Consider the following 22437-nt stretch of genomic DNA (forward strand, 5'->3'; position numbering starts at 1 on the left):
CTCAGGTTAAACGACGTCGATGACCCGGATCCCTCTGTTTTTCGCCATCTTTATGCACTCCGCCGTATCTTCTCCGCCAGGAAAAGCCAGCAGTACGTCAGGGCGGCTGTCTTCCAGCATAAACAAATTGCGCCTTGTCTCCGCATATTTTCCGTGCAGCGCCCAGTTTGCCGGGTAGCGGATCACGTGAACGTCGATCCCGCGCGCCCAGTTTTCTATCGCGCCGCCCAGCGCCTGGTGCCCTCCGTGAATCAACACGTTAATCGTCTGTGTACCGGCATAGAGATCCAGCACATGAGTGATGGTATGGGTGTCGGCATAAAACCGACCCGAGCAGATTAACACTCGCATTTTTTGTACCTTAACGTTGCTTGCCTTGAAAAGGATCTCGTCCGCGCGCTGGCGGTTATTGTTTTTTAAACATCCGGCGGCGTTTCAATAAACCGAAGCGAGGTATCGTCCAGGCGGTCAATGACCGGGTAGGCGACGGCGGCGATATGGTGATGCACGCGGCGGTAGTCCCGCAGCACCCGCTGGAAGATGTCGCCGGATTCCGCCCAGGCATTCTTGTCCTCCCGCAGTTTTTTGAAGTGCTCGCGGCTGGCGGAGGCCTCCAGCTGGCGGATGGTTTCTTTGCGCTGCACCAACTGGTGGGCAGCAGACAAGTCTTCACGCAGGAATGCCGCTATTCCTAAGTTCAGGCTGGTGAGGAGCTCCGCATGCAGCAGGCGAATATGGTGTAATTCAAAGTCGTTAAACTGCTCTCCCCGGCGTGCGCGGCGCGTGGCCAGCTGGGTCAGATTGCTGGAGAGAATGTCGCCCGCGTGCTCAACATTGATGATGAACATCAGGATTTCCTGGGCACGATCGGCATCTGCATCATTCAGCCCGTCCTGACCAATGTCGGCGAGGTAGGCGCGAACCGCCGCGCTCAGCAGATCGACCGACTGCTCCAGCTGGCGGATGTCATCGGCAGCCTGTTTTTCCTGGGTCACAAACAGCACCAGCAGTCGGTCCAGCATGATGGTTAGCATGTCGGCGGCGCGCAGCGATTCGCGAACCGAATTGGACAGGCCGATATAAGCCACTTCCAGACCCGCATCGTCGAGATACATCGGCATACCCGGGTCGCCTACACGCTCTTCTTCCGGAAACAGTCGCTCCAGGAAGCGAGCCATCGGCACGTTCAGGCCGATAAACAGCAGCGCGAGCGCCACGCTAAAGGCGGTATGAAACCACACCACCAGCTGCGGCGTGTTCAGCCCGGATTTACGGGCGATCGCCATCAGCAACGGCAGAAGCAGTAACGCCAGCGCGCAGCCGGACAGGCGGACCATCAGGTTGCCAACCGGCAGGCGGCGGGCCACCGCGGACCCGGCGTTTAACACCGGCGGTAACGCGCCGCCGATGTTGGCGCCAAGCACCAGCACCAGGGCCGTAGTCGGGGTCAGCGTGCCGGTACCGGCGAGGGAGGCGATCAGCAAAATCATCGCCACGCTGGAGTGGCACAGGAGCGTCAGGAGCGCCGCCACCAGCAGGGCAATGAAAATATCGCCCTGTAGCCCTTGCATCACGGCATGAAACACCGGCGTGACCTCAATGTCCTGCAGCGTGCCGCCCAGTAAATGCAGCGCCAGCAGCATCAGGCCGAGGCCAATCAGGGCGCAGCCCACGCTTTCAAAGCTGGAATGGTCGCGTAGCTTGAAAACCACAAACCCGGCCAGCAGAAGCAGCGGAATGGCGATTTCCATGTTAAAGCTCATCAGCTGGACCACCAGCGTGGAGCCGATGTTAGCGCCGAGCATCACCGCAAGCGCGGGGGCAAGGCTTAGCGTACCTGCGGCGGTAAATGACGTCGCCATCATACTGACCGCCGTGCTGCTTTGCAGAATGCCGGTAATGCCAATGCCGGAGAGCAGGGCGGTCCAGCGGTTAGTGAGGTGGCGTCCCATCCAGTTGCGCAGCGGCGTGCCGAAGCCGCGCTGCAGCGCCGTTGAAATCATATGGCTGCCCCAGAGCAGCAATGCGATGGCGCCAGCCAGGTTAATTAACAGAGTGGTTCCGGACATCATGAATTCCCCCTCTACAGGGCGGGTAGTGAAATAAAACGCAGTAACCTGATCGAAAAACGATGTATGGCGCTGGCGAGGTTCAGTAATGCTTTAGTGTGTTGATAGTTAATCTTCCCTCCGGCGTACCATGCCAGGGCACGGACGCGAAGGGTGCGGGTTATTTTCATTAAAAATAAGACAATCAACGCGATGGTCTTATTTTTAATCAGGAAAATGATGGAATGTTGCTTTTCCATAATGCTTCCAGCCTGTGTGGCCTGCCTGAAAGGTGCCGCCGAAGCGGCACGTGAATCACTGTCTTTAACGCAGAATTAGTGCCACTGCCTGAAGCGACGGATGTAGAACGTTTTCATGCCCTGGGCCACGCAGCAGTAGGCGAGCAGGGTGCCGACCAGCCACGGGAAGTACTGCCACGGCAGTGCCTGCAGCCCAACCAACGGCCCAAGCGGAGAGAACGGCACGTAAATTCCAATAGCCATAATCAGACCGGTCATCATCAGTACCGGCCAGGCGGCGGTGCTTTGAATGAACGGAATTTTCTGGGTACGCAGCATGTGCACCACCAGCGTCTGCGACAGCAGGCCTTCAACGAACCAGCCGGACTGGAACAGGGTCTGCATGTGTTCGCTGTTGGCGCTGAACACAAACCACATCAGCGCAAAGGTCGTCATGTCAAAAATGGACGAGGTCGGGCCAATCCAGACCATAAAGCGGCCGATGTTTCTTGCATCCCACTTGCGCGGTTTGCTCAGGAACTCTTTGTCCGTTTTGTCCCACGGCAGCGCGAGCTGGGAGATGTCGTACATCAGGTTTTGCAGCAGCAACTGGATCGCGAGCATCGGCAGGAACGGAATGAACGCGCTGGCCACCAGTACCGAGAACACGTTGCCGAAGTTGGAGCTGGCGGTCATGTTCAGGTATTTCATAATGTTGCCAAAGGTCTCGCGGCCTTTGATGACGCCTTCTTCCAGCACCATCAGGCTCTTTTCCAGCAAGATGATGTCGGCCGATTCCTTGGCGATATCGGTGCCACTGTCGACCGAGATACCCACGTCGGCATCGCGCAGAGCAGGGGCATCGTTAATGCCGTCACCGAGAAAGCCCACCGTATGACCGTTGGCCTGCAGCGCCTTCAGCACGCGCGATTTCTGCAGCGGCGTTAGCTTGGCGAACACTGTGCGCTCTTCCACCAACTGCTGCAGGGCCGTGTCGCTCAATGGCTCAATCTGCGGGCCGAGTACCGGTTCGCCTGGTTCCAGTCCCACCTGGCGGCAAATCCGCGTAGTGACAATCGCGTTATCGCCGGTCAGCACTTTGACTGCGACGCCAATATCCATCAGGGCAGCAATCGCCGGACCCGCGCTCTCCTTAGGTGGATCGAGGAAGGTGAGGAAGCCGCGGATAATCAGATCGTGCTCATCAGCGGTGCTGTACAGTCTTTTCGCTTCGGCTTTCGGAATGTCGCGCGTAGCGACCACCAGAACGCGGAAGCCGTCTTTGTTGTAGTCGTTCGCCATCGCCAGCATGGCGTCACGGCGCTGATCGTCGAGGGGGATAACCTTGCCATTCTCTTCCATGTGGGTGGCGATGCTCAGCATCTCCTCCACGGCGCCTTTGCACACCAGCAGATGATTGCTCTGGCTGTCTTTCACCACAATCGACAGGCGACGGCGCACGAAGTCGAACGGCATCTCATCGACTTTGCTGTACCCCTGAGGTTGCACAAAGCCCGACTCATTTTCAGAGAAGTAAATGACCGCCTGATCCATCAGGTTTTTGATGCCGCTTTGATAGTGGCTGTTGAGCCAGGCCAGCGCCAGCACGGACTGATTTTTCTGACCGTGCGTGTCGACGTGGTGCTCAAGGATGATTTTATCCTGCGTCAGGGTGCCGGTTTTGTCGGTGCACAGCACGTCCATCGCGCCCAGGTTCTGAATCGCGTTAAGGCGCTTAACCACGACTTTACGCTTCGCCATAGCCACCGCGCCCTTGGCGAGGTTGGCGCTGACGATCATTGGCAGCATTTCTGGCGTCAGACCTACGGCGACGGCCAGAGCAAACAGCAGGGCATCCCACCATTCGCCCTTCATCAGGCCGTTAATCAGGAATACCACCGGCACCATCACTAGCATAAAGCGGATCAACAGCCAGCTGACGCTGTTCACCCCGCGGTCAAACGCCGTTTGCGCCCGGGTGCCGACAATCGCTTTTGCCAGTGAGCCAAAGTAGGTCCTCGGCCCGGTCGCCACCACGACCGCCTGAGCGGTACCGCTGACAACGTTGGTTCCCATGAAGCAGATGTTAGGCATATCCAACAGGTTCTCGTTGTCAACCGCCTTGTCGTGCGCGGATTTCTGCGCCACGTCGCCGAGGGTGTCGTACTTCTCAATCGGCAGCGCTTCGCCGGTCAGGACGGCCTGACTGATAAACAGGTCGCGTGATTCGATCAAACGGACGTCCGCCGGGATCATGTCGCCCGCATAGAGCTGCACGATATCGCCCACCACCAGCTCGCGCATCGGGATTTCACGTGGCGTTCCTTTTTGCCCGGCGTGTTCGCGACGAACGACCGTCGCGGTGGTGCGAACCATCGCTTTCAGCGCTTCGGCCGATTTAGCCGAGCGGTGTTCCTGCCAGAAGCGCACCAGTCCGCTGAGGGCAACCATGGTGCCGATGATTATCACCGTCGTCAGGTCGCTGTCTTCGCCATGGCTGGTGGGCAACCAGTAGTCGGTGAAGAAGCTGATCCCGGCGAGAATGGCGAGCACATAAATAAACGGGTTGTTAAACGCCATCAGCAGCTGGATCAGCGCGTGCGGCGGCTTGTCATGAGTCACTTCGTTCAGGCCATCCCGCTCCAGCCGGGCATTTGCCTGGGCTTCCTGCAGCCCTTCCCGGGTGGTGTTGAGGTTGACCAGGGTTTCTGCGATACCGTTTTGGGCTTCCTGGGCGGCACGCATAGACAGCGTGCTTTTTTTATTTCGGTTCTTGGTTTGTACAGTCATGGTGCTGCTCCTGTCGCCGGGAGGCAGCAGGCTTTTTACGGTAAGACCCGGATTAAGGGCGGCCGAAAATAGCCCGATGTCGCATCAGCGATCGGTTTTAATTAATTTCGCACAGGGCTTCCCGCTGTTTATTATTAAAAATAAACAGGCGTGAAGTTTATATTTTGTTTTATTTGGACGTGATTATTCCTGCCGATGTACAAGTATGAATACATCAGTGAATAAACAGGTACCAGCAGTGACTTAACTCAGCATGACACACGAAAACGGGCTGCGGCATAGCGCGCAGACACGGCCTACGGCGTAACGGCTGAATCAGGCGACGAAGGGGCGACTTTGTGGGTCTTCGCCATCAGAGAAGCGGCAACGACGCTCCAGCTGGCCGGTGACAGGACTGACGCGCCAGTTAGTAATGCGTTGATTCAACTCGCTGATTTTCGAAGAGAAAATAGAGCTTTGCTGTTTTTTTTGCGCAGACGACGCCCGATCGCGGGGCGGCCGGACACGTAGCGTTGATGTCATGGTTTTGACACCAGGAAAAAGGGTAGATTTGAAGTTCATAACACACCTCGGGACCGTGAAAACTCTGGTCGAGGTGGGACAACACGAGAGCATCAGGCTCCGGCGAGACACACCAAAACGAAGAAGTGATCACAATCGATTTTATGTTTACTTGTCCGAATAACCGTTAAGGCAATATTCGGACCGCTACTAAATTCAGTATCCATTAGTCTCTTATGTCAGATTAGGAAAGGCCACAACTTAGGCCCATGAAATCTACCCATAGCCAATGTTATTGTCAACACATTCATATCAATTTAAATCTTCGTTTATATTTTGTGTAGAAACATCAAATCGTAGATTTAATCATCGGTGTTTTTCGAACGGTCGTAAAAAGGATAATAGCGGTCAGTGCGTTCATTTACGGACCCCCTCGGCGCGGCGTCAGATAACGCGCATTATCCCTGCACCGCAGCCGGAAAAACCGCCGCCAGCCATTCAATAAAGACGCGGAGCCGGGGCGGCACGTGCCGGTGCCGGGCATAGACGACGTGAAAGGGATAGGGGGCCGGGCGCCAGGCGCTGAGGATCTCCACCAGCTTGCCGCTTGCCAGCGCGGGTTTTAGCGAATAGGTAAAGGTCTGCACAATGCCTAAGCCCGCCTCGCCGGCGGCAATATGCGCGTTGCTCTCATTGATGCCGAGATGGGGCTCTGTCTTGAGCTCGGTACTGACGCCGTGACGCGTAAAGCGAAACGGAAACGCTCTGCCGCTGGCCGGCGACAGATAGCTGATGAGCTGGTGGCCATGATGGAGTTCATCCGGCGAGGCGGGCGTGCCGCAGCGCTGAAGATAGCCAGGGGTGGCGCAGGTGACCAGCGTCGCCTCGCCGATTTTACGGGCGATCAGCGTCGAGTCTTCCATCGGCCCGCCGCGGATGGCGCAGTCAATATTGCCGCTGATGAGGTCCGCGGGTTTATCGGCCACCTGTAAATCGATACGGATATCCGGCCAGGAGGTCATAAAGTCCGCCAGTAGCGGGATCAGCACATCGCACGCGGTCGACCCACCGATGGCGATCCGTAGATGGCCCTTCGGCTTATTGTGGGCGGTATTGAAGGAGGCGTCGATCTCTTCCAGGTCTTCCAGCAGGCAGCGGGCTTTTTCATAGTACTCCCGTCCTTCCGGCGTCACGGTAATACGTCGGGTGGTGCGCTGCAGGAGGGAAACCCCCAGGTGCGCTTCCAGTTGCTTGATGGTTTTGCTGAGCGTGGCGTTGGGCATATCCAGCGAGTCCGCGGCGCGGGTAAAGCTGCCGGCTTCGACAACGCGGGTGAAGGCTTTGAGGGCTGAAAATCGGTCCATTATTGGCAGTATCCTGGTGAGTGGGCGTCCATTATCCACGGAGGGGAAAAGTGTTTTTCAGATTAGGCCATTTTTCCGCCTCTTTGAGGCGATTACAGTGCTTTCCATACCCGGCGGGGCGCTTTTGCGAGCCTGGCCTGTTTATACTCTAACCAAGGAAATGCACCATGAGCAAAAAACTTGCGGATAAAGTGGCGTTAGTGACCGGCGGCAGCACCGGGATTGGCCTGGCGTCGGCGAAAGCGCTGGCGGAGCAGGGCGCGAAGGTGTATATCACCGGCCGCCGACAGGAGGAGCTGGATGCGGCGGTAAGATTCATCGGGCCCGCCGCCCGCGGGATCCGCGCCGACGCCGCCGTGTTAAGCGACCTTGACGCGGTATTTGCGACCATTGCCGACGAGTCCGGCCGGCTGGATGTGCTGTTCGCCAATGCTGGCGGCGGGGATATGCTGCCGCTCAGCGCCATCACCGAAGCGCACGTCGAGCGGATTTTCGCCACCAACGTGCGCGGGGTGGTGTTCACCGTCCAGAAAGCGCTGCCGCTGCTCACCGACGGCGCCTCGGTGATTTTGACCGGCTCTACGGCGGCGGTCAAAGGGACGGCGAACTTCAGCATCTATAGCGCCAGTAAAGCGGCGGTACGCAGCCTGGCGCGCTCCTGGGCGCTGGAGGTGAACGATCGCGGGATCCGCATCAATGTCGTCAGCCCGGGGCCGGTGCGTACCCCGGGTCTGGGAGGACTGGTCGCGGAGGCGGACCGTCAGGGCTTGTTCGACGCCCTGGCCGCCAGCGTACCGCTCGGGCGGCTGGGCGAACCGGAGGAGATTGGCAGGACGGTGGTATTTTTAGCGTCTGACGAGTCGAGCTTTATTAACGCCGCAGAGATCTATGTCGACGGTGGAATGGCGCAAATCTAAGCACAGTCTGTCGCCAGGCGAGCTGCCCCGGCGGATGCCGGGGCGGCTCGTGGTTATGGCGATCGCTTACTCACCGCTCGGGTGGGCAGCTTATTGCGCGCCCAGCTGTTTCATCAGCGTCAGGTTATCTTCAATATGCCAGTTGGCGGCAATTTTACCGCCGCTGATCTGATAGATATCGGTGGCGATAAAATCGATATTTTGTCCCTTCCCCTTCCGGGTGCCGAAGGTCCCGGTAAAGTGGCCATGAAAATGTAAGTGTGAGACCACCCGGTCACCGGCCACAATCATTTGTTCGACATCACAACGTAAATCCGGCACCGCCTGACGAAACGCTCTGGAGGCGAGGATCGCGCCTTCCGGCCCTTGCCGACGCCCTTCCGGGGGCGTTTTATCGATAAAATTCCCCGCCAGCGCCGCCCGGGCCAGCGCTTCATCACCGGTATTCCAGAACGTGGCGTATTGCCTGGCGACATATTCATTGGCGGCGCGTGTGGCAGGGGGAAGGCCGCTGTCAACGATGAGCTGGGCTGGCTTCAGCAAACCCTGCGGGGCTGAAAACGCGGAGCCGGATATCCCGGCAAGCAGCAGCGCTGTGGCGCAGCGCCGCAGCGCGATGCCGCGTCTGGCCTGCGTACAGACAACAGCGAAACTACGGCTGGCAGGTAACATTTTGCGGGTCATTTTCACTCTTTATGCTCCGTATAGAAGGGATAGTCGGTATAGCCCACCTCTGTCCCGCCAAACAGCGTGGCGGGATCGCTGACGGTCGCCAGCGGCCAGCGGTGCTGAAGCCGCTGCGGCAGGTCAGGATTAGCAATAAACGGCCGGCCGAAAGCCACCAGGTCGGCGAAACCGGCGGTGAGGATACGTTCCGCCTTTTGCTGATCGTAATTGCCGGCCACGATCAGGGTGCCGCTGAAGGTCGCGCGCAGCGTGTCACGAAAGTGCTGGGGAACGGCTGGCGCATCGTCCCAGTCCGCCTCCGCCAGGTGGATAAAGGCGATACCCTGCTGTTCGCACCAGGCCGCCAGGGCAAGGATGGCGTCGATCACCTGCGGGTCGTTCATCCCGCGCTGGGTAATGAAGGGGGAAAGGCGGATGCCCGTCCGCTCGCGGCCAATGACGTCGCCGATGGCGGTCAGCACCTCCTGGGCAAAACGGATCCGGTTGCTCAGGCTACCGCCGTACTCATCAGTACGCTGGTTGGCGGTACGCCGCAGGAACTGGTCGATCAGATAGCCATTGCCGCCGTGCACTTCCACGCCGTCAAACCCCGCCGCTATCGCATTGCGCGCCGCCTGACGGTAATCGGCGACAATACGCTGAATATCCGATCGGGAGAGCGCCCGCGGCGGTGGGCAGTCCACCATCTGGCCCCGGCCTTGCTCATCCACCACCCAGACCTGGGCGTCCGGCGCCAGCGCCGACGGGGCCACGGGGTGCCCATCCGCATGAAAACGAGCGTGCGACATCCGGCCCACGTGCCAGAGCTGAGAAAAAATAACGCCGCCAGCCTGGTGAACGGCCCCGGTCGTCAGCTGCCAGCCGGCAATCTGCTCAGCGGAATGCAGGCCAGGCGTCCAGGAGTATCCCTGTCCCTCAGGAGAGATTTGCGTCGCCTCCGTGACGATCAATCCGGCGCTGGCGCGCTGGCGGTAATATTCCGCCATCAGCGCGGAGGGGATATTTCCGGGCTGCAGGGCGCGCGCCCGGGTCATGGGAGCCATGACGATGCGGTTTTTCAACGGCAGCGTGCCGATGTGGTAACGATCGAAAAGTGAGAGGCTGTTCATACGGGTGTCCCTTGCGAGTGGAATGAAAATCACTTTACAGTCGGGATCTAATTTTGATAATTAGGCTAAAAACAGATTCACTTTTCAGGAAATACGAAAAATGGGCAAGCTGGAAGATATGGCGCTGCTGGTGGCTGTCGCCGAGGCGGGGGGACTCTCCGCCGCCGGCAGACGGTTATCGCTCTCACCGGCCACCATGACGGCCCGCCTGAAGGCGATGGAGGAGCGCTACCAGACCCGCCTGTTCCATCGTTCCACGCGCGCTATCACCCTGACCAGGGCGGGGGAAGATTTTTATCATGCCGCGCGGCGCGTGCTGGAGGAGGCCCGCCACGCTGAGTCGTTGCTGACGCAAAAGGAAGGCGTGCTGAGCGGCAATATTCGTCTTTCCGCCCCCTCCGACTTTGGCCGACAGTATCTTAGCCCGGCCATCGTCGACTTTTCCAGGCGTCACCCGGAGGTCACGTTTTCCGTGTTCTTAGGGGAGCGCGTGGAGGATCTGGTCGCCAACCGGCTGGATATGAGTATTCGCGTCGGTAACCTGCCAGACAGTAGTTTGGCGATCCGCCATATCCGCCCCAACCACCGGGTGCTGGTGGCTTCGGAGGCTTATCTTGCCACTCACGGAACGCCTGCCGCCCTCGACGAGTTGCACCATCACCGCTGCCTGGCGCTGGAGCGGCACGGTGTGGTGATGAATGAATGGCGCTTTGAGGAGGCGGGAAAGGAGCGCGTGGTGCGGGTGACACCGGCGATGGTCTGCGACGATGGGGCACTGCTGCGGCAGTGGGCGCTAAGCGGGGCGGGGATCGCTGGTAAATCATGGTGGGATGTGAAGAGGGATATCGAGGAAGGGCGGCTTCAGGTGCTGTTTGCCGAGCGCTTCACCGGATTCAGCCCCTTAGACCGCAAGGAGGTCGGGCTGCAGTTTGTCTTTCCCCAGCGAAAGCTGCAGCCCCCTCAGGTATCGGCGTTTATGGCGTTTTTTATCGACTGGCTGGGAGAGTCATCCCCCTCCAGCGCGAGGCGAAAGTGAGCAGAACATGACCTCAGCGCATCTGGCTGAGGATAATACGATCGAAAAGACGGTCGCCCAGCCAGACACGCATCCGGATAAGCAATTTGGCATACTTACCGACGGCATAACGGGGGCGTGGATTTGAGGCATTCACCGCGACCAGGACCACCTCGGCGATCGTCTGCGGATCGCTGCCGGTGCCATGGCCGTACGTTTTTTGGATCGACAGGGCGACCCCTTTTACCAACTGACCATACGGTCCTGTGGCCGAACGTTTGACAATACTTTCACTGGCCGCATCGCCGAAGCCGGTTTCAATCACTCCAGGTTCGATGATAACCACCTTGATGCCGAAGTCGGCAACTTCCAGCTGCAGGCAGTCTGACCATCCCTCAAGTGCATGTTTGGTGGCGTGGTACCATGCGCCGAGGACGCTATACATCTTCCCGCCCATGGAAGAGATATTGACAATATATCCGCGACGGCGGGCGCGCATCGCGGGAAGCAGTAGTTGCGTGAGATGCGCCGCGCCGAAGAGATTGACCTCAAACTGGTAGCGAGCCTCATCGATACCGATCTCTTCGACCGGGCCATACAGGCCAAAACCGGCATTATTGACCAGTACATCGACCCCTCCGGTCTGAGACAGAATGGTGTTCACGACCGCCAGCCGATCGTCCTGCCGTGAGAGATCCATCTGCAGGCATTGGGCCCCTAGCGAAGCCAGATCGTCCATTTTCCCGAGCTGCCGGGCAGCAACGTAAACCTGGTAACCCTCCTGGATAAGACGACGGGCAATGGCTTTCCCCATCCCTGACGATGCGCCGGTGACCAGCGCGGTTTTATTTTCCTGAATAAACATAAGCACCTCGGCAAGTAGACTGCGCTGAGTGTGCCTGCTGTCAGGCGCGGTGTCGCTGGCACGGTACGCCACAATACTGGCAAAGCGCGCCATGACGCGCGCTTAGTTGAGGCGCATCATGTCTCTGAGGGTTTCTGGCGTCTGGCCGGTCCACGCCATAAAAGCCCGATAGAAGGAATTCGGATCTTCAAAACCGAGCAGAAAGGCGATCTCATAACCGGAAAGCGTGGTATTGAGAAGATAGTGGCGAGCCAGCGCTTCGCGACAAGCGTGAACAAGGGCGCGATAATTCTCTCCCTCCTGCTCCAGCCTGCGCTGCAGGGTGCGTTTGCTCATTCCCAGACGTTGCGCCGTATTGTCGATAGAGGCGTCGTTGCCCGGCAGAAGCTCCAGCAGGACTGCATGAACACGTTCAGCCGTTGAGGCCTGATCGCTAAGCTGGCTGAGACGACGCTGCAGCTCCGGCTCAAAGACCTGCCACATACCCTCGTTCACCGTCAAAAAGGGCCGCAGGGCATCAGCGGCGGCAAAGCTGATGGTCGCCCGCTTTCCACGCTGTATGGTCGTGCCGAAGAAGGCTGAAAAGTGGTGGGTCTGCTGGCGGGTGAGGGGCTGTGAGAGCGTTACTTTCACGGCCTGAACCGGTTCGCGGGTGGCCAGTCGGTTCAGCCGAAGTAAAAATGCCAGCTCTGCCACTTCCAGAGAGGCAGGGATTTCTGTTGCTCCCAGCCAGCGCGGAGACACTGTCAGCGTGCCGTTCTGCACGACCATCGTCTCCAGCACCATGGGGGCAATAAGCAGTTTATACTTGGCCAGCCGCTGGACCGCCTGCATCATGTGGGTACTACACAAGGCGGCGAACAGCGGGGGATCAAACACTTCCGCAGAGACCCTTTCTACAAAGGGCAAAGGAAAGGCCTGATCGTCGCTTTCTTTTTCCAGCACGCGCCAGAAACGCAGATACTCATCGGTAGTCAGACCGCGATTGATGTCTGAAAAGGTGTCGTCCGGCAAACCGGCCTGGCGGAGGAGATGTTCAGGCTCCATCCCTGCGTCTTTGAGCAGCGCTCGCCAACGGAGATTGAGAGAAAAAGTGCGGTTGCGTGCCATGGTGAAATTTCCAGCAGTGAACAGGGCTTTGATGTGCAACGCCCCCTGATAAGAGCATACCTTTTCCCACCCGCCAGTGACATTCCTCTTACGCCATATTTGAAGTAAAGCACGCCAGCAATGAGAAGGGGGAACGGATGTAACCCGCGGGGTCGTTAGCCACCTATAGAGTCTTGATCTCAAATATGATTAGATAGCTTTCACTTAAAACCAGTAAGTAGCTGCCATGAATCTCAGGGAAAAAATCATTAATGAATTCGGCGGGTTGTCGCCCGAGCTGCAACGCGCCGCCGAGTTCTCACTGCAAAATGCCAGCCAACTGGTGGTGTTATCGATGCGTGCCTTCGCGGCGGAAGCCGGGGTAAAACCGGCGACGCTGCTGCGTCTGGCGCAGCGGCTGGGTTACCGCGGCTGGAGCGAGCTGAAAAGCGATTTCATTGACGACCTCGGGCTGCGCAATGATACGTACGTATCAAAAGCGGAAAAAATGATGGCCCGCGGCACGCAAACGCAGCTGTATAAAGAGGTTTTTCAGGCGCATCAGGCGAATCTGACCTTTACGCAAAACGAAAATGCGCAGGAGATGGAGCAGGCGGTGACCTTGCTCGATAGCGCGGAGAATGTCTATATCTGCGGATTCCGCGCCAGCTTTCCGATCGCGTGGTCGCTGTTTTATGTCTATCGACTGTTCAACCGGCAGGTATCGTTAATCGATGGCCTGGCCAGCAATATCGAAGTTTTCACCCGCGAACTGACCAGCCGGGATTGCGTCTTACTCACCAGCTTTGCGCCCTATTCACGCGAATCACTGGATGTTTTACGGGCAGCCCGGCAGGCAGGGGCGAAGATCCTCGCCATCACCGACTCGCCGGTTTCCCCTTTAGCGCAGGCGGCAGACTGCACGCTGCTGTTTTCCATCGACAGTCCGTCATTTTTCCCTTCCGTGGTCTCCGGCATGGGGCTGGCGGAGTGTTTACTGGCGATGCTGGTGGTGCGCCACGGCCGTGAGGCGGTGAATAAAATTGAAAGTGCCGAACGCTATCTTATCGATTCTGGTGTCTATGTAATCCCCGGTAAATCCTGATAAATGATTCAAATGTATCTGGTATAAGAATTATGGATGCATTTATATCTTTATTTCGTTGACGTGATCCAAATGGATCCTGCAAGATACGCTCAATTAATGTAGCGGATTCAGGAGCAGAACCCAGTATGAGTCATGTCATTCACCGCAGCCTGCGTAGCACGCCGATCGTGGCCTCACGTGCCCAGGGGGCCTATATCTTTGATGCCCAGGGAAAGCCGTATCTTGATGCCTGCGGCGGGGCGGCGGTTTCCTGCCTCGGACACGCACACCCTGATGTGCTGGCGGCGATGCACCGCCAGATCGATCAGCTGGCCTATGCGCATACCAGTTTTTTTACCAGTGATGTCGTGGAACAGCTGGCCGAACATCTCACCCGCACGGCACCCGGCGAGCTTAACTATGCCTACTTTGTCTCGGGCGGATCCGAGGCAATAGAGACGGCGCTGAAGATGGCGCGGCAGTACTTTGTGGAGATCGGCCAGCCATCGCGCACCCGATTTATCGCCCGTAAACAGAGCTATCACGGCAATACGCTGGGCGCGCTGGCGGTGGGCGGTAACGAATGGCGCCGTCGCCAGTTTGCCCCCTTATTAATGGATGTTATCCGCGTCTCAGCCTGCAATGAGTACCGCGATCGCCGGGCTGACGAGACCCAGCAACAGTATACCGAACGTCTGCTTAATGAGCTGGAGCAAGCCATCCTTGAGGCCGGCCCGGAAACGATTATCGGTTTCTGTGCGGAAACCGTGGTGGGGGCGACGACGGGGGCCACGCCGCCGACGCCGGGCTATCTGAAGGGGGTGCGCCGCCTGTGCGATAAATACGGCATCCTGTATATCGCAGATGAGGTGATGTGCGGTATGGGGCGTACCGGGACGCTGCACGCGTTTGAACAAGACGACGTGGTGCCTGATTTAGTGACCATCGCCAAGGGGCTCGGCGGGGGTTATCAGCCGATTGGGGCGGTACTGGCGAGTGAGACCATTGTTTCCGCGCTGAAGGCGGGCAGCGGGTTGTTCCAGCATGGTCACACTTATATTTGTCATGCTACCGCCGCGTCGGCAGCTCTGGCGGTGCAGCAGGTGATTGCGCGCGATAATTTACTGGCTGCCGTCAAACAGCAGGGCGCCTATCTGCAACAGGCCCTGCGCGAGGTGCTGGGTGAGTTACCGCATGTCGGCGATACGCGCGGGCGCGGCCTGTTTGCCGGCGTCGAGCTGGTGCGCGATAAAGACAACAAAACCCCGTTCGACCCTGCCCTGAAGCTGCATGCTGCGATCAAAGCAAACTGTATGGCGCGCGGGTTGATGGTCTATCCCATGGGCGGCACGATCGATGGTCAGTATGGCGATCACATCCTGATCGCGCCGCCGTTTATCATCACCCCGGCGCAGATCGACTTTGTGGTCGATACGCTGAACAGCGTGATCCGCGAAGAGACGGGGAAATTATGATTAATCGTTTACCGCCCCTGGCGGAACAGGAATGGGACGAGCAGCAACGTCAGTTAGCGGAAGAGATTATCAATGGGCCGCGCGGCGCCTTGCTGCCGCCTTTTGAGCCGCTGCTGCGTAGTCCCGAGCTGATGGCGCATGCCCAGCGTATGGGGGAGTATTTACGTTATCGCAGCGCGCTGGGTCAGCGTCTTTCTGAACTGGCGATTTTGCTGACCGCACGGCACTGGTCACAGCCGGTAGAGTGGGCGATCCATGCGCCAATAGCACGTGAGAAGGGCATCTCTGCCGCGGCGGTGCGGGCGATTAAGCAACGGCGCCCGCCAGACGATCTCCGGCCCGATGAGCAGGTGGTATATGACTTCTGTCAGCAACTGCATCAACAGCAAAAGGTGAGTGATAGCACCTGGCAACAAGCCGTTGATTTATGGGGTGAGAAGGGCGTGGTGGATCTGATTGGGATAAACGGTTATTACAGTTTTCTCTCCATGGTGATGAACAGCGCCCAGACGCCCGTACCGGATACCACCGACTCTCTATTTTCTGAATAAGTTAGCCTTTTCATTCGGGCGCATAATAATGCGCCCTGCATATCAAGTGTTGTTATTGGTTCTTCCGGCGATATATATCGCAGGCTGATATTCGTTGCATGCCATTTCATTGACGCTGAGGGTAATTATGACTGGATTATTTAATAAATTAAAACTGACGCTGGCTTTGGTTATTTGTTCAGCCAGTTTTGTGACAGCAGCCCAGGATAAAATAACGGTGGGCGTGGATACCGCCTTTGTCCCTTTTGAATTTAAACAAGGTGATAAATATGTCGGCTTTGATATCGATTTGTGGGACGCTATCGCAAAGAAAATGCATATCAGCTACGAATTAAGGCCGATGGATTTCGGCGGCCTCATCCCCGGGCTGCAGTCGCGCAATCTGGACGTGGCGATGGCCGGCATAACCATTACCGATGCGCGTAAACAGGTCGTGGATTTCAGTGATGGGTATTATAATGCCGACCTGTTAATAGCCGTGAAAAGTACTGATAATTCCATTGCCAAATTCAGTGATTTGACCGGAAAAAAAGTTGGCCTTAAGCAGGGGACGGCGGCGGCCAGCTTTATGAAAAGCAAATATAAAGCGAATTATATCGAGTTCCCGAACATCGATAACGCCTACCTTGATCTGCAGGCCGGCAATCTCGATGCCGTCGTTCACGATTCGCCAAATGTCCTTTACTACGTGAAGACGGCGGGTAATGGCAAGGTCAAATCCACCGGGGAGACGGACAGCATTCTGCCACAGCAATATGGCTTTGCGATGCAGAAAAACAGCAGCCTGACGCCAAAAGTGAACCAGGCTCTGCAGGCCCTGCGTGCCGATGGTACCTACGACAAGATTTACGTAAAGTGGTTTGCTAAACAGCCGAAATAACCCTGCCAGGTCGGAGCGATCCGACCTCATTTCTTCTTGACGGGTAGAATGATGAATTTTGACAGTCGCTATATTTGGGATGCTTTACCGCTGCTGATGCAGGGCTTGCAGCTGACGCTGATTATCTCTTTGTCCGGTTTGTTAGGTGGGTTAATCATTGGCTTGCTGGCGGGAACCTGCCGCGCATTAGGCGGAAAAATATCAAAAACGGTATCGCTGGTGTTTGTGGAATTAATCCGTGGAACGCCGATCATGGTGCAGGTGATGTTTATCTACTTCGCCCTGCCGATGGTGTTGCCAGTGCGTATTGACCCGGTTCCTGCCGCAATTATTACCATTGTGATTAACTCCGGCGCTTATATAGCGGAGATCACCCGGGGCGCGATTCTGTCGATCAATAAAGGTTTTAAAGAAGCCAGCCTGGCGATGGGGTTATCGCCACGCAGCACCCTATTACATGTCATTATGCCGCTGGCTTTTCGGCGAATGATCCCGGCATTAGGCAATCAGTGGATTATCAGTATAAAAGATACCTCGCTATTTATTGTTATTGGCGTGGCAGAATTAACCCGCCAGGGACAAGAGATTATTGCCGGTAACTTTCGGGCGCTGGAGGTGTGGACGGCGGTGGCGATGATTTATCTGTTTTTGACATTGTGTCTGAGCTTCCTGCTGAAACAACTTGAGAAAAGGATCCATATTTTATGAGCATGGTTGAATTTAGCGCGGTAGCGAAAAACTTCGGCGCCACTCAGGTGCTGCACGATATCAATTTAAAGATTGAAGCGGGCGAGGTGGTGGTGATCATTGGCCCGTCCGGCTCGGGAAAATCGACCCTGTTGCGCTGCATTAACAAGCTGGAGGAGATCTCTTCGGGAACGCTGCTGGTGGCGGGCATGCATATTACGGATCCGCACGCGAATGAGTGTGATATTCGCCGCGAAGCCGGTATGGTGTTTCAACAGTTTCATTTGTTCCCGCATCTGACCGCCCTTGAGAATGTCATGTTCGGTCCGGTTCGCGTGCGTAAGCAGAGTAAGGCCGCGGCGCGGGAGCAGGCGCTGGCGTTGCTGGACCGCGTGGGTCTGCGTGAACGCGCCAACCACTATCCGGCAGAGCTCTCGGGGGGGCAGCAGCAACGCGTGGCGATAGCTCGTGCCCTGGCGGTAAAACCCAAAATGATGTTATTTGATGAGCCAACATCCGCTCTCGATCCCGAACTGCGGCATGAGGTGTTAAAGGTCATGCGCTCGCTGGCCGAAGAGGGCATGACGATGGTGATTGTGACCCATGAGATTGGCTTTGCCAGAGAGGTGGCTTCCCGGTTGATCTTTATTGATGGCGGCACCATTGCCGAAGATGGTTCACCTGAGGTGCTGCTCACTGCCAGCAGCAATCCGCGTCTGCAAGAGTTTTTGCAACACGTATCCTGAACATAAGTGAATGATAACAATATGAAAACAATCGCAATCCGTGGTTCCGCCTATGCGGTGGGTCAGCAGCTTGGCGCGTTTGGTCGTGAGGCCTGGCATACTAAAATCAGGCAAACAGCGCTGTGGCAAACCGTAACCGCCCTGAAAACGGCGGAGCAAACCCAGCGCATGCGCGCAACCGTCCAGGCTCAGTTTCCGCTGATCTGGCAGGAGCTGGAGGGCATGGCGGAGGGGCTGCAGGCGCCGGTGGATGAGGTGTTTGCCTGGAACTGTCGCGGCGATCTGGTGCGTTCGACGTCGGATGGCTGCACTACCCTGGCGGGGAAAAGCGCTGAGGGCGAGTTAATTATTGCGCACAACGAAGACGGTTTCCCGCAGCTGCGCGGTGACTGCGCCATCGTCCACGTGGCACCGGATGTGGGCCTCGCCTTCACCAGCTTCGCCTACCCCGGCTCCCTGTGCGGGCACACCTTCGCGGTGAATGAGAAAGGGATAGTCAATACGGTCAACAATATTCGTGCTGTGCATCGTCCGGAGGGGATGCCGCGCCAGATACTGGCCCGCGCATCGCTGAATGCCACCACGTTAGATGACGCCATTACCCTGCTGACCGCGACATCGCGCGCGGGCGCGTTTCACCACACGCTGGGTCAAATGGGCGATAGCCGTCTGTTTAGCGTTGAAGCTACCGGCTCCGGCAGCTCAGTGCGCCAGCTGACCGCCACCTTTGGGCATGCCAACCATCTGATCCATCCCCAGCTTGAGACCATTGAACAGATCGTGACCGGGAGCTCCGGCTCACGACAGCAGCGCCTGGATGCCTGGCTGGCGACGAACCCGTCGCTGGATGGGGTAACAGCGAAAGCGATGCTCTCCGACCAGCATGATCCGCTGTTACCGATTTACCGGCTGTCTGCGGAAGATCCGGATGACGAAAATACGCTGGCGACGGCCATTTTTACCCTGAGCACGACCCGGGTCGCGTGGCAGGTCTTCACCCTGGATCGTGAAAACGCGGTTTTACAGGGCAGCCTTTAGCGGTCTGAGGGCGCTTTCAGCAGGGCGATCAGCAGCGTACTGCACGCCATGATCCCCGCCGCCAGCCACGCCATGCCTGACAAGCCGGCAGTGGCGATCAGCTGGCCGCCGACAAGCGCCCCGGTGCCAATGGCGGCATTAAAAATAGCCACGTAAATGGCTGACGCCGGCTGGGCGACCGCGCCTGCGCTGCGCAGCAGCCAGGTCTGTAAGCCGACGAACACAATCGCGATACCGGCGCCCCACAGGGCTAACAGCAGCCCGCTAAAACAGAAAGGTAGGGGCGCAAGTTGTCCGGTGCCGAGGATCGCCAGCGCGCCCCCGCTCAGCAGCAGTGAAGCAAAAATAAGCCCCTTCAGATGACGATCGATAAGCTTACCGGCGATAACGTTACCCACCAGCCCGGAAACCCCTGACAACAGCAGCAGGCCGGAGAGGGCGGTCGCCGGTACTCCCTGCAGTGTTATCAGCAGCGGTTCAACATAGGTGAAGGCGGCAAAGTGAGCGGTAATGATGCAGGCCGTGGCGCCATACAGACCGCAGAGCAGCGGATTACGGAAGATATCGCGATAAACACCCAGCCTGACGGGGGTGGACGCGGCCAGCGCGGGCAGCGTCGAGCATAGCACTGCCGCTGCGGCCAGTGACAACAGGGCCACCGCCAAAAACGCGTGTCGCCAGCCCGCCAGGGTGGCGATAAAGCTCGCCAGCGGTACCCCCACTACGCTTGCCGCCGACACGCCGCCAAAAATGATTGCCGTAGCCAGCCCCAGACGGTGCGGCGGGACCAGCTGCGCGGCGACGATGCCAATTAAGGCCCAGAAAGCGCCATGCGCCAGGGCGCCAATCATGCGGGCGCTCATCAGGGCGAACATGGAATAAGACCGGGTCGCGGCGAGGCAGGAAAGCGCCAGGGTCAGCATCAGCCCGACCAGCAGCGCCTTGCGTGAAATACGCGCCGGCATCGCGCCGGAAAGCAGGGCCGCCAGGGCGCCTACCCAGCCGTAGGCGGTGACGGCAAGCCCCATACCGGATTCCGTCTGGTGAAAATCCGCCGCCAGGGCGCTGAGCATGCCCACCGGCGCCAGTTCGCTGGTGACGATCGAAAAGGCGCAGATCCCGAGCGCAATGACGGCTATCCAGACGCGCGTCGGGGTTGGGTTAAGGGGTAAAGCAATCTCTTTCATGTCAGGCGTATCCTAAGAAGAGGGAAGTCGTGCATGGTGCACGGACGTTCAGGTGAGGAGAGAACCGGCGATCGGATAGCCTGTTTGTCTCCGCGAGTGACGTGGAGTATCATCCCTGCGAAAATGATAAAAAAGAGCAGAAAACGGAGAACCGTTTTCCATAAATGGAAAAGAGATGACGGCAGAGTTTAACTGGGATGATGCGCGCATATTCCTCGCCATCGCCCGGGCGGGAACGCTAAGCGGCGCCGCCGACAAGATGAACATGGGGATTGCCACGGTGTCCCGCAGGCTGGATCGGCTGGAACAGTCGCTGAAAGTCCCGCTTTTCAGCCGCCATCAGAGCGGCTATCGCCTGACCGACGATGGCGAAGCCCTGCTCGCGCGGGCGGAGGCGCTGGAATACGCAGGCCTGGCGTTCGGCGAGGCGGCGCAACTGCAGGGGCATGTCGCCGGGGTTGTCCGCCTGGCTACCTCGGACAACCTGGCCACGCATTTTATTCTGCCCTCCCTGAAAGGGCTCCTGGACCACTATCCTGACCTGCGGGTGGAGGTGCTGAGCGGTGTGCAGCCGGTGAATCTGCACCGTCGGGATGCCGATCTGGCGATCCGCATGGTTAAGCCTGACGCCGGGCATTTGACCTTAAAGCGGCTGGGATCGGTGGGGTTTGGCGTCTATGGCGCCGCCAGCTATCTGGCCGGTGCGGACGGCCTGTCGCTGAGCGAGGCGGACTTTGTGGGGTGGCCGGAGACTCACCAGCACCTGCCGGCCGCCCAATGGATCACGCGCACCCTGCGAGGGCGACCGTGTAAAGTCGAAGCCAATACGCTCGTGGCCCAGGTTTCCGCGGTATCAGCGGGACTTGGGCTGGGCGTCCTGCCGCACTTTATGGCGCGGGCCAACGGGCTGCAGTGCCTGCAGCCGGAGATCGGCGCGGATCAGACGTTATGGTTAGTGATGCATTCCGACCTGGCCGGGTCCAGACGCGTGCGGGTTCTCGCCGACCATCTCATCACCCTCTTTGCGCACCATCAAGACCGGCTGGCGTTGCCCTGACGCTAACGCTCAGGGGATCACCCGCGCCGTTCTCAGCTGCGAAAACAGGCTGAAAAACATCTCGTCTGTGGCCTGCATCCGCTGGAAGCCAGCCCGGCGCAGTTTACTGCCATCGCCAAACATGTCGTACTGCCAGCCGAACACGAAATCGGCAAACTGACCGTCGCTCAGGCGCAGAATGTTCGTTTCCACCAGCCGCTCTGCGGCCAGCTCGCGCCAGACGGCACGGTAGTCACTGAATAACTGATGAAATGAGAGCCTGACCGGCGGGGCGCATTCCAGTTCAAACCACTGCGCGATGCGCGGCCACAGCTCGCACCAGCGCCAGATATCACCATTATTGACGTTGAAGGCCTCGTTTTCCCCCGCCGGTGAGGTGGCGGCCCACAGCGTGGCCTCCGCCAGCAGGTCGGCGTCAGTGTGATCGACAATGCTGTGCCAGGTGGTTATCGTGCCGGGAAAGCGCAGCGGTAAGCCCAGGGCTTTGCACAGTGACGCGTACAGCGCGATGCTCAACGCAAGATTCATGGCGTTACCCGGCACCGGGCTGCCCACCACGCCGGGCCTGATAGCGCTCCAGTGCCAGGTTTTGCCTTGTTGAAAGTGGCGGAGCCACGCAAGTTGAGCGGCGTTAAATTCAGCCCCGGGTACGCCGGGGTCGCTTTCCCGCGCCGGGGTTTTAAAGGGGCCAAGATGGGCGCCATACACTTTATACCCCTGCATCAGGCTGACCGCCTGCAGCGGGGCGTTTTGCTCGACGTGGCTGACCAGATGACGCAGCATGGTAACGTTCGGTTCCACCATTTCGCTCCAGTTTCCGGTATTCATCCAGGCACTGTAAAAAATGTGGGTCACGGTGGACAGCGGCTGGAGCGCTTGCGCGCTGTGCCGGGCATCGCGTAAATCGACGTGAATCATCGGGATCGCCCCCGGTTGCGACAGGGCGCGGTGGCTGAGGCCGATAACCTCCCATCCACGATGTAAAAGGGTGTTGACCAGCTGGCGGCCAACGATGCCGCTGCTGCCAGCGACCAGTGCGACCTGAGAGGATGTCTTGTTCATGGTGTTTCTCCTGGGAAGGTGACCGACACAGTGTGCTAGATTA

General features: G+C 58.1%; 22 protein-coding genes. 10 read left to right on the top strand and 12 right to left on the bottom strand.

Annotated features, from left to right (window positions below; genetic code table 11):
- Positions 1–6: 6 nt before the first annotated feature.
- The 6 genes from CWM54_RS02430 to CWM54_RS02455 all read right to left on the bottom strand — a co-directional run bounded on the left by CWM54_RS02430 (position 7) and on the right by CWM54_RS02455 (position 6942).
- The gene (locus CWM54_RS02430; protein WP_100695822.1) at positions 7–351 is read right to left on the bottom strand and encodes an SLOG family protein; all 345 of its coding nucleotides are present in this window, start codon (positions 349–351) and stop codon (positions 7–9) included.
- A 65-nt stretch (positions 352–416) separates the two neighbouring features.
- Positions 417–2069: a Na/Pi cotransporter family protein gene (locus CWM54_RS02435; RefSeq protein ID WP_100696880.1), complete on the bottom strand. Its 1653-nt coding sequence runs from the start codon at positions 2067–2069 to the stop codon at positions 417–419.
- 14 nt (positions 2070–2083) lie between these two features.
- Positions 2084–2308, bottom strand: a complete 225-nt coding sequence (locus CWM54_RS02440) for a hypothetical protein (protein ID WP_016160720.1) — start codon at positions 2306–2308, stop codon at positions 2084–2086.
- Positions 2309–2383: 75 nt separating this feature from the next.
- Positions 2384–5077: a magnesium-translocating P-type ATPase gene (mgtA, locus tag CWM54_RS02445; protein ID WP_100679960.1), complete on the bottom strand. Its 2694-nt coding sequence runs from the start codon at positions 5075–5077 to the stop codon at positions 2384–2386.
- A gap of 315 nt (positions 5078–5392) precedes the next feature.
- On the bottom strand, positions 5393–5599 hold the full coding sequence (locus CWM54_RS02450) for a hypothetical protein (protein ID WP_227521601.1): 207 nt from the start codon (positions 5597–5599) through the stop codon (positions 5393–5395).
- Between the two features lie 437 nt (positions 5600–6036).
- Complete coding sequence (locus tag CWM54_RS02455) at positions 6037–6942, bottom strand: LysR family transcriptional regulator (RefSeq protein ID WP_100695826.1); 906 nt, start codon at positions 6940–6942, stop codon at positions 6037–6039.
- Positions 6943–7109: 167 nt separating this feature from the next.
- Here CWM54_RS02455 and CWM54_RS02460 point away from each other — a divergent pair, with 167 nt between their 5' ends.
- Positions 7110–7859, top strand: a complete 750-nt coding sequence (locus CWM54_RS02460; RefSeq protein ID WP_012542112.1) for an SDR family oxidoreductase — start codon at positions 7110–7112, stop codon at positions 7857–7859.
- 90 nt (positions 7860–7949) lie between these two features.
- On the opposite strand, the gene CWM54_RS02465 is transcribed toward CWM54_RS02460, so the two are convergent.
- Entirely contained in the window at positions 7950–8543 is a 594-nt protein-coding gene (locus CWM54_RS02465) for an ester cyclase (RefSeq protein ID WP_072123283.1), read from the bottom strand.
- 2 nt (positions 8544–8545) lie between these two features.
- Positions 8546–9655, bottom strand: coding sequence for an alkene reductase (locus CWM54_RS02470; protein ID WP_100695828.1), 1110 nt, complete (start codon positions 9653–9655; stop codon positions 8546–8548).
- A gap of 100 nt (positions 9656–9755) precedes the next feature.
- Here CWM54_RS02470 and CWM54_RS02475 point away from each other — a divergent pair, with 100 nt between their 5' ends.
- Entirely contained in the window at positions 9756–10691 is a 936-nt protein-coding gene (locus tag CWM54_RS02475; protein ID WP_100695830.1) for a LysR family transcriptional regulator, read from the top strand.
- Between the two features lie 13 nt (positions 10692–10704).
- Here CWM54_RS02475 and CWM54_RS02480 read toward each other — a convergent pair whose 3' ends face one another.
- Entirely contained in the window at positions 10705–11535 is an 831-nt protein-coding gene (locus CWM54_RS02480) for an oxidoreductase (RefSeq protein WP_100696882.1), read from the bottom strand.
- A gap of 102 nt (positions 11536–11637) precedes the next feature.
- Positions 11638–12645, bottom strand: coding sequence for an AraC family transcriptional regulator (locus CWM54_RS02485; RefSeq protein WP_100679965.1), 1008 nt, complete (start codon positions 12643–12645; stop codon positions 11638–11640).
- A 226-nt stretch (positions 12646–12871) separates the two neighbouring features.
- On the opposite strand from CWM54_RS02485, the gene CWM54_RS02490 reads away from it, so the two are divergent.
- The 7 genes from CWM54_RS02490 to CWM54_RS02520 all read left to right on the top strand — a co-directional run bounded on the left by CWM54_RS02490 (position 12872) and on the right by CWM54_RS02520 (position 19088).
- The gene (locus tag CWM54_RS02490) at positions 12872–13729 is read left to right on the top strand and encodes a MurR/RpiR family transcriptional regulator (RefSeq protein WP_100695832.1); all 858 of its coding nucleotides are present in this window, start codon (positions 12872–12874) and stop codon (positions 13727–13729) included.
- A gap of 128 nt (positions 13730–13857) precedes the next feature.
- A complete protein-coding gene (locus tag CWM54_RS02495) occupies positions 13858–15186 on the top strand; it encodes an aspartate aminotransferase family protein (protein ID WP_016160729.1) in 1329 nt (442 codons plus the stop codon).
- The gene (locus CWM54_RS02500; protein ID WP_206053113.1) at positions 15183–15737 is read left to right on the top strand and encodes a carboxymuconolactone decarboxylase family protein; all 555 of its coding nucleotides are present in this window, start codon (positions 15183–15185) and stop codon (positions 15735–15737) included. The genes CWM54_RS02495 and CWM54_RS02500 overlap by 4 nt, the downstream gene beginning before the upstream one ends.
- Positions 15738–15864: 127 nt before the next feature.
- Positions 15865–16617 (top strand): glutamine ABC transporter substrate-binding protein GlnH, encoded by a 753-nt coding sequence (gene glnH / locus CWM54_RS02505; protein WP_008807644.1) that lies wholly within the window; start codon positions 15865–15867, stop codon positions 16615–16617.
- Between the two features lie 51 nt (positions 16618–16668).
- Positions 16669–17325 carry a glutamine ABC transporter permease GlnP gene (gene glnP / locus CWM54_RS02510; RefSeq protein ID WP_100679966.1) on the top strand — a complete coding sequence of 219 codons (657 nt, stop codon included), beginning with the start codon at positions 16669–16671 and terminating at the stop codon, positions 17323–17325.
- A 2-nt stretch (positions 17326–17327) separates the two neighbouring features.
- Positions 17328–18050 carry a glutamine ABC transporter ATP-binding protein GlnQ gene (gene glnQ / locus CWM54_RS02515; protein WP_012542105.1) on the top strand — a complete coding sequence of 241 codons (723 nt, stop codon included), beginning with the start codon at positions 17328–17330 and terminating at the stop codon, positions 18048–18050.
- A 21-nt stretch (positions 18051–18071) separates the two neighbouring features.
- Positions 18072–19088 carry a C45 family autoproteolytic acyltransferase/hydolase gene (locus CWM54_RS02520; protein ID WP_100679967.1) on the top strand — a complete coding sequence of 339 codons (1017 nt, stop codon included), beginning with the start codon at positions 18072–18074 and terminating at the stop codon, positions 19086–19088.
- Here CWM54_RS02520 and CWM54_RS02525 read toward each other — a convergent pair.
- On the bottom strand, positions 19085–20275 hold the full coding sequence (locus tag CWM54_RS02525; protein WP_100679968.1) for an MFS transporter: 1191 nt from the start codon (positions 20273–20275) through the stop codon (positions 19085–19087). The two genes, CWM54_RS02520 and CWM54_RS02525, sit on opposite strands and share 4 nt — an antisense overlap.
- A 175-nt stretch (positions 20276–20450) precedes the next feature.
- Here CWM54_RS02525 and CWM54_RS02530 point away from each other — a divergent pair, with 175 nt between their 5' ends.
- Positions 20451–21332, top strand: a complete 882-nt coding sequence (locus CWM54_RS02530) for a LysR family transcriptional regulator (RefSeq protein ID WP_100679969.1) — start codon at positions 20451–20453, stop codon at positions 21330–21332.
- A 9-nt stretch (positions 21333–21341) separates the two neighbouring features.
- On the opposite strand, the gene CWM54_RS02535 is transcribed toward CWM54_RS02530, so the two are convergent.
- Entirely contained in the window at positions 21342–22394 is a 1053-nt protein-coding gene (locus CWM54_RS02535; protein WP_100695834.1) for an SDR family oxidoreductase, read from the bottom strand.
- Positions 22395–22437: the final 43 nt, after the last annotated feature.

It is taken from the genome of Klebsiella sp. D-Nf1, from assembly GCF_002810515.1.
GTDB classification, from domain to species: domain Bacteria; phylum Pseudomonadota; class Gammaproteobacteria; order Enterobacterales; family Enterobacteriaceae; genus Klebsiella; species Klebsiella variicola.

Excerpts from the sequence above, each read along its gene's own strand:
- CWM54_RS02485 (WP_100679965.1), bottom strand. The coding sequence starts at position 12,645 with ATGGCACGCAACCGCACTTTTTCTCTCAATCTCCGTTGGCGAGCGCTG.
- CWM54_RS02520 (WP_100679967.1), top strand. The coding sequence starts at position 18,072 with ATGAAAACAATCGCAATCCGTGGTTCCGCCTATGCGGTGGGTCAGCAG.
- CWM54_RS02525 (WP_100679968.1), bottom strand. The coding sequence starts at position 20,275 with ATGAAAGAGATTGCTTTACCCCTTAACCCAACCCCGACGCGCGTCTGG.
- CWM54_RS02435 (WP_100696880.1), bottom strand. The coding sequence starts at position 2,069 with ATGTCCGGAACCACTCTGTTAATTAACCTGGCTGGCGCCATCGCATTG.
- CWM54_RS02455 (WP_100695826.1), bottom strand. The coding sequence starts at position 6,942 with ATGGACCGATTTTCAGCCCTCAAAGCCTTCACCCGCGTTGTCGAAGCC.
- CWM54_RS02440 (WP_016160720.1), bottom strand. The coding sequence starts at position 2,308 with ATGGAAAAGCAACATTCCATCATTTTCCTGATTAAAAATAAGACCATC.
- CWM54_RS02470 (WP_100695828.1), bottom strand. The coding sequence starts at position 9,655 with ATGAACAGCCTCTCACTTTTCGATCGTTACCACATCGGCACGCTGCCG.
- CWM54_RS02530 (WP_100679969.1), top strand. The coding sequence starts at position 20,451 with ATGACGGCAGAGTTTAACTGGGATGATGCGCGCATATTCCTCGCCATC.
- glnH (WP_008807644.1), top strand. The coding sequence starts at position 15,865 with ATGACTGGATTATTTAATAAATTAAAACTGACGCTGGCTTTGGTTATT.
- CWM54_RS02535 (WP_100695834.1), bottom strand. The coding sequence starts at position 22,394 with ATGAACAAGACATCCTCTCAGGTCGCACTGGTCGCTGGCAGCAGCGGC.
- CWM54_RS02475 (WP_100695830.1), top strand. The coding sequence starts at position 9,756 with ATGGGCAAGCTGGAAGATATGGCGCTGCTGGTGGCTGTCGCCGAGGCG.
- CWM54_RS02500 (WP_206053113.1), top strand. The coding sequence starts at position 15,183 with ATGATTAATCGTTTACCGCCCCTGGCGGAACAGGAATGGGACGAGCAG.
- CWM54_RS02460 (WP_012542112.1), top strand. The coding sequence starts at position 7,110 with ATGAGCAAAAAACTTGCGGATAAAGTGGCGTTAGTGACCGGCGGCAGC.
- CWM54_RS02495 (WP_016160729.1), top strand. The coding sequence starts at position 13,858 with ATGAGTCATGTCATTCACCGCAGCCTGCGTAGCACGCCGATCGTGGCC.
- CWM54_RS02465 (WP_072123283.1), bottom strand. The coding sequence starts at position 8,543 with ATGACCCGCAAAATGTTACCTGCCAGCCGTAGTTTCGCTGTTGTCTGT.
- CWM54_RS02450 (WP_227521601.1), bottom strand. The coding sequence starts at position 5,599 with ATGACATCAACGCTACGTGTCCGGCCGCCCCGCGATCGGGCGTCGTCT.
- mgtA (WP_100679960.1), bottom strand. The coding sequence starts at position 5,077 with ATGACTGTACAAACCAAGAACCGAAATAAAAAAAGCACGCTGTCTATG.
- CWM54_RS02430 (WP_100695822.1), bottom strand. The coding sequence starts at position 351 with ATGCGAGTGTTAATCTGCTCGGGTCGGTTTTATGCCGACACCCATACC.
- CWM54_RS02480 (WP_100696882.1), bottom strand. The coding sequence starts at position 11,535 with ATGTTTATTCAGGAAAATAAAACCGCGCTGGTCACCGGCGCATCGTCA.
- glnQ (WP_012542105.1), top strand. The coding sequence starts at position 17,328 with ATGGTTGAATTTAGCGCGGTAGCGAAAAACTTCGGCGCCACTCAGGTG.
- CWM54_RS02490 (WP_100695832.1), top strand. The coding sequence starts at position 12,872 with ATGAATCTCAGGGAAAAAATCATTAATGAATTCGGCGGGTTGTCGCCC.
- glnP (WP_100679966.1), top strand. The coding sequence starts at position 16,669 with ATGAATTTTGACAGTCGCTATATTTGGGATGCTTTACCGCTGCTGATG.